Below are 12,121 nucleotides of genomic sequence, written 5' to 3' on the forward strand. Positions count from 1 at the left end.
TTTACTGTGCGGCTTTTTGTATATAACCCCACAGTTGCCTAATTTACGCTCAACCATATTGATTTTTAACGTAATTTATTAAATTTTGCTGAAAAGTTAATTATACTCGCCGCTCAGTCTTATTTAGGGAATTACATGAAGAACATCATTGTTATATTTTCATTACTTGCATTACTTTGTACGGCAAGTTTTGATGCACACGCACGCAAAAAATTTGGCAGTAGTAAACGTGGTAAAACACCAACCACACAGCAAACAACACAAAACAAACAATCTGACATTCCAGCCTCTACAGCTCCAAAAGCCAAATCGAATAAAAAAGGGGTTATGGCCGGTATATTTGGCGGGCTTTTAGCCGGTGGCTTAATTGCTGCTATGTTAGGCGATGACTTTGAAGGCTTCCAACTTTTAGAGATAATTTTACTAGCTGGGGGACTTTTTATTTTATTTAAACTGATCACCGGTTTTATGCGCGCAAAACATTCTCCTCAACTTGCCAATGCAAGCATATCGCAAAATGCGTTTAAGCAAGCGCCTATAGAGCAACCTACAAACACAGGCTTTACAAATAGTGCCCCACAAAGTGAAAACGTACCTTTTAATTTGCCGCCTAATTTTGACGTTAATGGTTTTTTACAAGGTGCTCGCAATCATTACCGCACACTGCAAAGTGCTTGGAATAATGCAGATTACGCCACGATGGCAGAATATTTAAGCCCAGAGCTTGTTGCAGAGTTTAAAGCTGAACGCGAAGCAATACAAAGCGTAGAAACAGAAGTAATGTTTATTGATGCTGAGCTAGTGCGCGCAGATATTACAGCTACTGAATGGCAAGTAAGTGTTCGCTTTAAAGGTAAGTACCGCGACTTAGGTGATAAAAAAGAGGAGCCAATATTAGAAATTTGGCACTTAGAGCGCGCTATTTCAGACGGTGCTCCTTGGCTTATTGTTGGTGTCGAAGATTTAATCGACGCTTAGTAAGATAGTTCACCGCGCTTTAATTACTATTACTAGCGCGGTGTTTTATTGTATTAGTAAACCGCTAAACAGCGTTTAAGTTATTAAAAAACAATTGATTTACCACGTCCTGAGCTTTCAGAAGCTGCGTCTAATTTACCCTCTTTACTAATAATGACATGTAAATCACCAAAGTGTCGCTCATCAAGGGTGTAACCCATTTTTATAAGCTCTGCTTTAACGTTATCAGTTAAACCGCTATGTGTTCTAATTACGTTTTTAGGCCAAAGTTGATGATGAAAACGCGTGCTGTTTACAACATCAACCGCACTCATATCAAACTCTACGGCATTTAAAATAGACTCATAAACAGAGCTTATAATCGTTGTTCCACCCGGTGAACCTGTTACCATTTTCACTTTATTATCTTTTAACAGTATGGTAGGTGTCATAGAGCTAAGCATACGCTTGTTAGGTTGTATCTCGTTTGCTTTACCACCAATGGCGCCAAATACATTCATAACGCCTGGCTTGGCGCTAAAGTCGTCCATTTCATCATTTAAAATAAACCCTGCGCCTTCAACGACAACCCCACTTCCAAAACTTAGATTTATAGTTGTAGTGTTTGCGACTGCATTACCCATGTTATCAACAATTGAAAAATGCGTAGTTTGCTCACTTTCTTTTAAACCAGGTTTAATGTTTTCGGTTGTAGAAATAGCCGTTAACGAAATATCGTCGCTACGCTTTTTAAGGTAATTAATGTCTGTAAGTGCATTAACTGGTACATCAAAAAAATCAGGATCGCCTAAATACTCAGCTCTATCAGCAAATACGCGTTTACCTATTTCAGAAAGTAAATGCACATACTGCGTGGAGTTATGTACTAAACCCATATCTGGTTTTTTTAGCTCAAACATTTTGAGCCATTGTAAAATAGCGATACCGCCAGAGCTTGGTGGCGGTGATGTTAATACTTCATAGCCGTTCCAACTTGCTTTTATAGGTGTTCGCGATTTAGCCGTGTAATTTTTTAAATCATCTTGATTAATAATACCGCCATGTTGAAGCATAAATTTGGCAATAATTTTTGCAGTTTCGCCTTTATAAAACCCATCTTGACCATTATCGCGAATGCGTTTTAATGTAGCTGCAAGCTCAGGTTGCTTAAATACTTTATTCGCTTTTACATCAGCAAAATATTTTTCAAAATTCACTTCTATTTGTTTTGCTTTTAAATGCGCAATATAACGACTTACTCCCTGAGCTAATTTAGGAGGTACTACAAAGCCTTGCTCAGCCAATCTAACAGCAGGCTGTACTAATGCTTCCCATTTTAACGTGCCGTGTTTTTGATGAGCTAGCCACATACCTGCCACACTGCCCGGTACACCACTTGCGTGAATGCCATATATTGATTTATTAGCAACAACGTTACCTTGCTCATCTAAATACATATCTCGATGAGCTGCCGTTGGTGCTGTTTCACGATAATCTATAAAGTCGCCTTGGCCGTCTTTTTGAATAAGCATAAAGCCACCGCCGCCAATATTTCCGGCCTCGGGTAATGTAACTGCAAGTACAAACTGCGCTGCAATGGCAGCATCTACAGCATTACCTCCTTGTTCTAATATGCTTTTAGCAGCGTCGGCACTAAATGAGTCAGGCATCGCAACCGCACTTTGAGTAACTTGCTCAGCTGCTGCGCCAAATACACACAGCTGTAAAATAAACACACTTTTTACTATTAATTTATTTGGTGAAAACAACCCCATACAACATCCTTAATTTATTATTTTTTAAGTTACCCAACCACATTTATGCATATCAATTATGCTCAGGTCAATGTTTGCACAGGTAAATTTTAGTCTTAGTTTAAAGTGTTTTAGCGTATAAAACTGCGGGCAAGTCACCGTGTTCATCTGTGTGTGTATAACTTTTTATAAAGGTGAGCCCTAATTTTTTCATAATATTAATAGACCCTAGGTTATCTGTAATTGCAGTTGCACTGATTTTTTTAACATCTGCTTGTTTTGCTAATTCGTCGCACAATGCCTTTGCAGCTTCGGTTGCATAACCATTTCCCCAACTTTGCTGCTTAAAACGCCAGCCTATTTCAATATCACTAAAGTTAGGCTTATCACTAAAAAAGTGCATTGGTCTTATTAAAACCCAACCTATAAAAGTATTACTAGGCTTAATGCTTATAGCCCAAAGCCCCCACCCTTTTAGCTCATTTTTATATTCAAGCATACGAGGTATACCTTCGTTTTTAATTTTATCTAAGGATGTGGGTATCCCTCGCGTTAAAAACTGCATTACAGCCGGGTTCTGATCAAGCTCAAATAACAGCGGCCAATCGTGCTCATCCATTAATTTAAAATTTAATCGCTTTGTTACAGGTGTGTTCATTTTCATTGTTCTATAGTTAGTGTGAATTAATTACTTGTCTCCAAGGAGAGATCGCACATGAACAAATTAGCAGGTTTAGCTTTATTAGGCACTTTAATTACTTTAACGGGTTGTGAAGACGCTCAAGAAGTAAAAGAAGATGCAAAAGATAAAAGCGCGCAAATGCAAGAAAAGCTTGGTGATGCATGGGAAGATGTTAAAGATAAAACAAACGAGCTTAAAAACGACGAATCGTTAAACGAGCTGATGCAAGAAAGTAAAGCAATGGGCTTAGACATGTACGACGACGGTAAAGAAATTGCTGTTGATGCATGGGTTAAAAGCAAAGAAGCCGCAGGTGAGCTTACTGAAAAAACTAAACAAAAAGCGCATGAACTTGCACAAGAAATTGAGCAGGCACGTCAAGAGCACGAAGAAGGTTAATATAACCCTTCGCTCAATAAAAAAGGAAAGCTGAGGCTTTCCTTTTTTGTTTTTAGCGACTGGCCCTGCGGTTATTGCACCTTAGGGCTTGCTTAAAATTAGCCTTTATATTTACTCATAACTAAAGTAGCGTTAGTGCCACCAAAGCCAAAGCTATTAGACATAACTGTATTTAGCTCAACATCGCGACGTTCGGTTACAATGTTTAAACCTTCTGCCTGCTCGTCCAACTCATCAATATTAATAGAAGGCGCGACAAAGCTGTGCTCTAACATTAATAATGAGAAAATAGCTTCATGAACACCTGCAGCACCTAAAGCATGACCGGTCATAGCTTTCGTTGCGCTGATCATTGGTGAATTACCACCAAACACTTCTTGAATTGCGCCTAATTCTTTTACGTCACCTACTGGAGTAGATGTGCCGTGCGTATTTAAGTAATCAATGCTGTCTACATCTTGCATTGCTTGGCGCATACAACGTACAGCGCCCTCGCCCGATGGAGCAACCATGTCGTATCCATCAGATGTTGCGCCATAACCAACTATTTCTGCGTAAATGTGCGCGCCACGTGCAAGTGCATGCTCAAGCTCTTCAACTACAACAATACCGCCACCACCAGAGATAACAAACCCATCGCGGTTAGCATCATATGTGCGAGAGGCTTTTTCTGGGCTTTCGTTGTACTTAGTAGAAAGAGCGCCCATAGCGTCAAATTCCATTGCCAATGTCCAGTGAAGTTCTTCACCGCCACCAGCAAAAATTACATCTTGCTTACCAAGTTGAATTTGCTCTACAGCATGGCCAATACAGTGCGCAGATGTTGCACAAGCAGAGCTAATTGAGTAGTTAACGCCTTTAATTTTAAAAGGAGTCGCTAAACATGCTGATGTAGTGCTCGCCATAGTACGTGGAACCATGTAAGGACCTACACGTTTTACGCCTTTTTCACGTAAAATGTCAGCAGCTTCTACTTGCCACTTAGATGAACCACCACCTGAGCCAACTAATAAACCAGTACGTTCGTTAGATACTTGATCGTCAGATAAGCCTGCATCTTCAATTGCTTGCTGCATTGAAATGTAAGAATAAGCAGCTGCGTCGCCCATAAAGCGCATAGCTTTGCGGTCTACGTGCTCTTTAACGTCAATGTCAATTTTACCAGATACGTTACTGCGTAACTTATAATCGGCAAATTCTTGGTTAAAAGCGATGCCGCTTTTGCCAGTTTTTAACGACTCTAATACTTCTTCTTTGTTGTTACCGATGCTTGATACAACACCGATACCCGTAATTACGGCTCTTCTCATGGGTAATTCCCTTAGCTTAATACTAAATTGTGTTCTATTTTACGCTGATTTTAATCGCTAAGTGGTCAGCTTTCTAGCGTACACTTGTACTCTGAAGTTATAGCTTATAAATAACGCCAGACTATTTCAAAGAAAACCCGTAAAATAATCAAAAAATACACTCTATAAATGTAATAAGTCATGATAAAAAACGCCAAAATACACTTTAATAATTTGGGCACACCCGTAGCCGACAACTTTGACGATGTTTATTTTTCTAATGACGATGGCCTTGCCGAATCCCATTATGTGTTTTATCAACAAAACAATATAGAGTCACGGTTACAAAATCATGACCAATCGCATTTTGTTATTGCCGAAACCGGTTTTGGCACAGGCTTAAATTTTTTAAATACATGGCAATGCTTTAATGACCACTTAGAACGTATGCAAGTTCAAAATGAATGTGATAAAAGTGTAAAACGTCTGCATTTTATTTCATTTGAAAAATTTCCGCTTACAGTAAATGACTTAAAACAAGCACTCACCGCTTGGCCTACTTTAAGTCATTTGAGCGATCAGCTAACGATAAATTACCCTATTAATTTACAAGGCTGCCACCGTATAGAATTTAATAACGGGCAAGTTACACTCGATTTATACTTTGGCGATGTACTTGATTCAATAAACGCGATGAGCTATCCGCAAGCAGGAGTAGTAGATGCGTGGTATTTAGATGGCTTTGCACCAAGTAAAAACCCTGATATGTGGCAACAAAGTGTGTTTAATGCAATGGTTGATATTTCGCGCGAGTCTGCAACGCTTGCAACATTTACCGCCGCAGGGTTTGTGCGCAGAGGGCTTATTGAAGCAGGCTTTACAATGCAAAAAGCTAAAGGCTTTGCTCGTAAACGCGAAATGCTAACGGGCTTTCTAGCAACGCCAAATAGTCAGCAATCATCTCCTGTATATTTTAACCAAGACACCAGCGAACTTAAAAATGTGGCAATAATAGGCGGAGGTATAGCCAGCAGCTGCATTTTATATAGCTTAGCTAAGCGCGGTATTTCAAGCACACTGTTTTGCCAAGATGAAAAACCTGCAATGGGCGCATCACACAATGTACAAGGTGCTGTGTATCCTCATTTACAAGCTAAAAACTCACCACATAGTGAGTTATTTGCTCATAGCTTTTTGTATGGCAAACGTTTTTATAATCAATTATGCACAGATGGGTTTAGTTTTGATCACGATTGGTGCGGTGTATTACAGCATGCAGTAAAAAAGCCCTTAGCCGAGAAACACGAAAATTTAGAGCAGAAACAACTTTGGCCCGAGCAGCTAATGCGCAGTGTCACTGCCGAACAAGGCGATAAAATAGCAGGTGTAGCAACAGGCTACTCTGGCGTGTTTTTTGAACAAGGTGGCTGGGTTAACCCTGTGCAACTCGTTGATGCAATGTTAAAAGCCGCAAATAACCTAACGCCATTTAATAGCATGTTTAACTGTAATATTGAGCAAATAAATAAATCAGATGAGGGTTGGTATTTAATCAGTAACAATCAGAAATTTGGCCCATTTAGCGATGTAATTATTTGCGCAGGAGAGCACAGCGATGCATTTGAGCAAACCAAAGCACTTCCCATTGTAGGCGTTAGAGGCCAAGTATCGCACATACAAGCGAGTAAGCAGTCAAGCAAGCTTAAAACGGTTCTGTGCCATAAAGGTTACTTTACCCCTTCATATTTAGATAGCCATTGTATGGGAGCAACATTTGAAAAAAACACTAAAAGCAGAGCGGTTACAGAGCAAGACAACCAACTAAATCATAAGCAGCTGCTTAGCTTTTACCAGCAATGCGATTTTGCAACCACGCTAGGAAAAATAACATCAGCTAAAGCGGCTGTGCGCTGCACATTTATCGACCACCTTCCTATGGCTGGTCAGTGGTGCGAGCCAAGCGATTACACAACCGCATTTGCAAACTTACGCTTAGGTAAACGCTATCAATATCACGCACTAAATAAGCCACAACAAGGCCTGCATATTTTTACAGGGTTTGGCGCTCGAGCATTATGTAGCGCACCACTGTTGAGTGAGCACTTTATTAGTTGTTTAAACAACGAACCTCGCCCTTTAAGTGAGCGCGTAAGCCAAGCGATTCACCCTGCACGATTTATTGTTCGTGATTTAATACGTAATAAAATTTAAATGACATCACCGTATTTTTACGTAAAATAGTGCCTGTAAAAGGAATTTACTCACTTAAAAGGACTCCCATGAAAATATTCACCTTTGTAATATCGCTAATGTGTATTTTACCATTTAGCGCAATGAGCCAAGACGTTACACAAATCCCCCTGCCAGATGAGTTTGTTACAACTTTGGATGTTACAAACGAATACCCCATGGTGCGCACTGGCTATTTAGCATCATCAATCGAGGCTATATCACACTTTTATTTGCAAGCATTAGGTGAGCCAATAAAAAGTAAAGGTAATAATATCTACAAAACCCTTTATTATAACTACCAAGAACGCGGTGTACGTATTAGCTTATACCACCATAATTATGTGACCGAAGTTAGTATAATGATCGAATAAAAAGTTCTAAAAAACGCCTTAAAAAAAGCTAATTTTAATACCCAGTTAAGTAACAGTTTTTAATTGTCATGTTTTTTAAAATTAGCTCATTTAAACCTCATTTTACCCTTTAAAAATAATCCCCTACCCCAAGGTCTATTTGTACAAACAACTTTTACACTATATTGAGAAGGAGTTAATTATGAGTAAGACTTTAATTATTGGCGCAAGTGGTCAAATTGGTAAAATGGCTACCGAGCTACTTTTAAAAAACGAGCAAAATGTTGTTGCACTTGTAAGAGACAAAAGCAAACTGAGTGATTTAGATAGCCCATTTTTAAGTATTGTTGAACAAGACTTAGAAGGTGACTTTTCAAATGCAGTTAATGGCTGTGATCAGGTTATTTTTGCAGCAGGCTCTGGTGGAAGTACAGGTACAGATAAAACCGTACTTATTGATTTGTGGGCAGCTACTAAAGCGGCAACTTATTCTAAAGAGCACGGTGTAAAACACTTTATTATGGTCAGCTCTATTGGAGCAGACGATCCTGATGCAATAGAAAGCGACTTGAAACCCTATTTAGTTGCAAAACATATGGCTGATGAACATTTAATTCATAGCGGTTTAAATTATACAATTGTCCGCCCGGGAACGTTAACCGACGAAAGTGCCTCATTGGAAGTAACAACAGAGCGCCCTAACGATCGATCAAAAGCTAAAATTAGTCGCGAAAATGTAGCCAATGCATTGCTACATATAGCTACAAACTCATTTAATAGTAACCGTATTTTTGAGCTATTTGATGGCGACAAACCTATTAAAGCAGCGGTTAAATAAACGTTTAAATTGTATTTTTGCTTCGCTACTTTTAGCGAAGCAATTGCTAATTCACTTCCCTACCCAATTATCTGCTAATTAGCTTTCTGATAATTAACCGTAAAGCACACCCATTAACTTCACTAATCCAAAAATGAAACGGTACTAAAATATTCCAATCATCGGCCTTAATCTAGCCATGTACTATGTTGCGAGGTTTTTGCACTTTTTTTGCACATTTAACAAATACTATACAATCAATTTCATTACCGGATATATTTAATGAGCAAATTCAACACGCCTGTCTTAAAGCTAGTTACATTACTTTTAACTTTTCTAAGCTTGGCAGCTTGTAATGGCGGTAGTACCGACAGCACAACACTTAGTGATACAACAACTACAGACGATACCACCACTGAAGCCTCAACTGATCTTATTGTAGAGGTTGATCCATTTAACTTTGAAAGTGATGCGCTTATCTCATCAATAAGCACTCAAACATGCACACTGAGTAATGGCGACGAGGCTTCTTGCTATAAGATTGATATTGCTGGCGCTCCCTCTAATTATGAAATTGGCGTATTTTGCCCCAAAAATATAACCTCAACAGCAGACGAGGCTGGGATCTGGTTTGATGGCGGCGGTGAGGTTTACGATATTACTGGCGACTTTATTTTAAACCTACCTACTTTGTATAACGATAGCCATTGGCAGCTTTATGACGAAGGAACTGGGCTTGTAAATATAACCGACACGCAAGAGTCATGTGACGGTGCAGCAAGGCCAAACGTAGAAGAGCAATATCAAAATCACTGTGTAGAGTGCTCTATTGACTATGTTGATGGCGGTATTTCTGAATCTTTTTTAATACCAATCACGCCTGTAGCCACAGCTCAAAATAACAGTATTGGCAATACAAATGTAGGTGTTGCACTAAACGGTGTAGTGCTCGCAGCCCCTGCTCCTGTAGATGCTATTTTAGGTGCTTATACAATTGCAGCCTTTGACGATTGCGCAGGCCACATTAACTTAGTGGCTGGTTATCACTACCATGGTGAGGCGGGGTGTAGTCAAACACAAATTCAATCTGATGGTCACGCAGCTATGATGGGCTACGCACTCGATGGTTTTGGCATATTTGGAATGCTTAACGAAGACAACACAGAGCCAACAGATTTAGATGAATGTCGAGGCCACTCTGACGACACCCGCGGTTACCACTACCATGCAGCAGATGTAGCTGAAAACATGTTTATTGGCTGCTTTAAAGGGGCCATCGCCCGCTAACCTGTTACCAAGGAATTAAGTGAGATAACTATGAAAATATTTAAAAATTTATCAGCGTGCTTTTTATTAATCACGTCATGCTCAGTAATAAGCCACGCAGGTCATGGCTCAAGTGCGCCTTGGCAAGCATGTGAAGAAAAAGCTGTAAATCAAGAATGCAGCTATATAACACACAATAAAAAAGCATCAGGCACATGCCAAGCAATGAATAACATACTCATGTGTGTAAGAAACAAACCACTAGAGACATTATTAGATAAAGCAACACAGCCAACACAAAGCAAACCCACCAACACTATAAAACAATCAGTAACCCCACTAACTAATCTATAAATAGATAACTGGCATTAAAAACCTTAACGCTGCCAGTAAATTTTTTAAGTAAAAATCATGAGTATGGACGTAGTAAGGGTTATGTTTATCTGTTAAATTAAGCGGGTGTATAAAAATAAAAAAAACACTCCAACAAGGAGTTACACTAGGAAACTAACGTGAGCGCTACATTTAAAATTATTTTTAATGGCCAGTTACATCAAGATGCTGATATTACTTCTGTTCAAGAACAGCTTAGCCAGTTTTTAAAGATCCCTCATGACATCGTCATTCAGTTATTTGATGGTAAGTCTTATGCTTTAAAAAAAGACTTAACAAGTATTGATGCTGTTAAAACGGAGTCATCATTAAAAAAGCTCGGCTTAATAACTAAAGTAGAGCCAGAGCGTACAGCTCCTGTTATTCAATCACAAAACAGTCAACTAGTTTGCCCCAAGCACATTCAAAACAACGATAAAAAAGTTCCTGTAAAAACTAACGATGAAAATAGCGCAGTACAAAGTAAAAAAGCACAACTAAACACTGTTTTTGAGCAAACAAATGTTAAAACAAGACTACTTAGTAACACGCTAAAAAGCGCATTATATTTGTGCTATTTAGCGCTTTTTATTGTTACTTTATTTGGCTTAAGCACTAGCTACACCGTTATTAAAAGTACATTTACTTCTGATGAGTCAGTGCAAAGTAAATTAAGTTATCAACAATACAAGCTATTTTTAAATGAGCAAAACAGCACTAAGCATCAACCCCAAATAGCTATCGCTGAGCAAGGTACTAAAACAGATTCAACAGAAAATAATGAATACTTTAGTAAGTTTTCTGCACATATAAATAGATATGCAAAAACTCTAGGCCAAGCAAATATAAACGCCATGGGCGGAGATAAGTTACAGCAACACCTTCAAGAAATAGACGATTTAGGGCCAAAAAATGAATTCTGGAAACAGCTCATTCTACTTGCAAAAAATCTAGATAACGACTCACATAAAATGAGCGCTCTTCAGAGCGACGACTCTGCTAAAATACACTGGATTAACGCCGTAGATTGGATAAGCCAAAGTTATATTAGGCAACACCAGAGTACCGATAAGCCAAATACCAAAAGCGAACCACCAGCAAAAGGCAACCCAATATTAAGTTTAACGCTGTTAATAAGCTTACTTTCTCTATTGAGCATTTTTGTGATAGCTATAAAAATGAAACTACGCGCTATAAAAAACAGTTAAAAATTATAATGCACTGCTTTGGTATCAAATCTCTCACATTAAAATAGCAACTAAAAACTAAATTTGTACAGTAAGCAATCAGTTTCAGTAAAACTATATTCATAAAAAAACCCGCAACCTGATTGCTCAAGTTGCGGGTTTTTATGGTTTTTAAACTAACGAATTTAAAAACCGTTATTGGTGGAGCTGGGGGGATTTGAACCCCCGTCCGAAAAGCCTCGACCGTCGGTACTACATGTTTAGTATTGTCATTTAATTAACCTTTAAGTCCCGGACAAACACGGTAAGTAAAGGCGAGGCCGCTTGGTTTTAACGCTTCAACCCCGGCCAGGGTTTCCGTCGCGATCAGGTGTTAGGGTGACACTCCAAAATCTAGTCCACAAGAATACATAGAAGGAGCGCTAGCCAGCCTAAGCTGCTAGAGAGTAGTTATCGTCGTTTGCGATTACTTTAGATTGCGGCTTTTTTACGAGGCAAACCGCACCTCGACATGCACCTTGGGCTTCTTGAATTCCGTCGAATCCTAATCAGCCCCTGAATTAGTAAACTCATTCAGAGCGTGCAAGCAGTATAACTGAGTAAAGTACTGATACTCAAGGGCTAGCGTTGCTTTATTTTATTTATGTGTGTCGACTGCGCATTAAACACCCAAGCTGATAGTTTTCAATAAACTTGCTATAAACATTTGCTTAACAAAACGTTTAACTTGTGCTCAAATAGGAAGTTAGGTTTTTTGCGTAAGCTAAAACTTTAGTTGTAATAAATAAAAAATAATAACAGGCATAATTTGTAGGG

Annotated in this window: 11 protein-coding genes and 1 other RNA gene; 8 read left to right on the forward strand and 4 right to left on the reverse strand. The window is 38.9% G+C overall.

The window, feature by feature from the left end; genetic code table 11:
* Positions 1 to 135: 135 nt before the first annotated feature.
* Positions 136 to 978 (forward strand): Tim44 domain-containing protein, encoded by an 843-nt coding sequence (locus tag ATS74_RS08520; RefSeq protein WP_058548480.1) that lies wholly within the window; start codon positions 136 to 138, stop codon positions 976 to 978.
* Positions 979 to 1,061: 83 nt separating this feature from the next.
* On the opposite strand, the gene ggt is transcribed toward ATS74_RS08520, so the two are convergent.
* Positions 1,062 to 2,732, reverse strand: a complete 1,671-nt coding sequence (ggt, locus tag ATS74_RS08525) for a gamma-glutamyltransferase (RefSeq protein WP_058548481.1) — start codon at positions 2,730 to 2,732, stop codon at positions 1,062 to 1,064.
* Between the two features lie 100 nt (positions 2,733 to 2,832).
* Positions 2,833 to 3,375: a GNAT family N-acetyltransferase gene (locus ATS74_RS08530; protein WP_058548482.1), complete on the reverse strand. Its 543-nt coding sequence runs from the start codon at positions 3,373 to 3,375 to the stop codon at positions 2,833 to 2,835.
* Positions 3,376 to 3,426: 51 nt separating this feature from the next.
* On the opposite strand from ATS74_RS08530, the gene ATS74_RS08535 reads away from it, so the two are divergent.
* Positions 3,427 to 3,792 (forward strand): hypothetical protein, encoded by a 366-nt coding sequence (locus ATS74_RS08535; RefSeq protein WP_058548483.1) that lies wholly within the window; start codon positions 3,427 to 3,429, stop codon positions 3,790 to 3,792.
* Positions 3,793 to 3,890: 98 nt separating this feature from the next.
* On the opposite strand, the gene fabB is transcribed toward ATS74_RS08535, so the two are convergent.
* Complete coding sequence (gene fabB / locus ATS74_RS08540) at positions 3,891 to 5,102, reverse strand: beta-ketoacyl-ACP synthase I (RefSeq protein WP_058548484.1); 1,212 nt, start codon at positions 5,100 to 5,102, stop codon at positions 3,891 to 3,893.
* A gap of 180 nt (positions 5,103 to 5,282) precedes the next feature.
* Here fabB and mnmC point away from each other — a divergent pair, with 180 nt between their 5' ends.
* The 6 genes from mnmC (at position 5,283) to ATS74_RS08570 (ending at position 11,326) form a co-directional block, all read left to right on the forward strand.
* Complete coding sequence (mnmC, locus tag ATS74_RS08545) at positions 5,283 to 7,292, forward strand: bifunctional tRNA (5-methylaminomethyl-2-thiouridine)(34)-methyltransferase MnmD/FAD-dependent 5-carboxymethylaminomethyl-2-thiouridine(34) oxidoreductase MnmC (protein ID WP_058548485.1); 2,010 nt, start codon at positions 5,283 to 5,285, stop codon at positions 7,290 to 7,292.
* Positions 7,293 to 7,360: 68 nt separating this feature from the next.
* A complete protein-coding gene (locus ATS74_RS08550; protein WP_058548486.1) occupies positions 7,361 to 7,684 on the forward strand; it encodes a hypothetical protein in 324 nt (107 codons plus the stop codon).
* Between the two features lie 181 nt (positions 7,685 to 7,865).
* Positions 7,866 to 8,501, forward strand: coding sequence for an NAD(P)-binding oxidoreductase (locus ATS74_RS08555; protein WP_058548487.1), 636 nt, complete (start codon positions 7,866 to 7,868; stop codon positions 8,499 to 8,501).
* A 261-nt stretch (positions 8,502 to 8,762) separates the two neighbouring features.
* A complete protein-coding gene (locus tag ATS74_RS08560; protein WP_058548488.1) occupies positions 8,763 to 9,767 on the forward strand; it encodes a YHYH protein in 1,005 nt (334 codons plus the stop codon).
* A gap of 30 nt (positions 9,768 to 9,797) precedes the next feature.
* Positions 9,798 to 10,100, forward strand: coding sequence for a hypothetical protein (locus ATS74_RS08565; protein ID WP_058548489.1), 303 nt, complete (start codon positions 9,798 to 9,800; stop codon positions 10,098 to 10,100).
* Between the two features lie 158 nt (positions 10,101 to 10,258).
* Positions 10,259 to 11,326: a hypothetical protein gene (locus ATS74_RS08570; protein WP_058548490.1), complete on the forward strand. Its 1,068-nt coding sequence runs from the start codon at positions 10,259 to 10,261 to the stop codon at positions 11,324 to 11,326.
* 178 nt (positions 11,327 to 11,504) lie between these two features.
* Here the strand turns inward: ATS74_RS08570 and ssrA are convergent.
* Positions 11,505 to 11,861: a transfer-messenger RNA gene (gene ssrA, locus ATS74_RS19685) on the reverse strand.
* Positions 11,862 to 12,121: the final 260 nt, after the last annotated feature.

This window comes from Pseudoalteromonas sp. H103 (assembly GCF_001469205.1).
Taxonomy (GTDB): domain Bacteria; phylum Pseudomonadota; class Gammaproteobacteria; order Enterobacterales; family Alteromonadaceae; genus Pseudoalteromonas; species Pseudoalteromonas carrageenovora.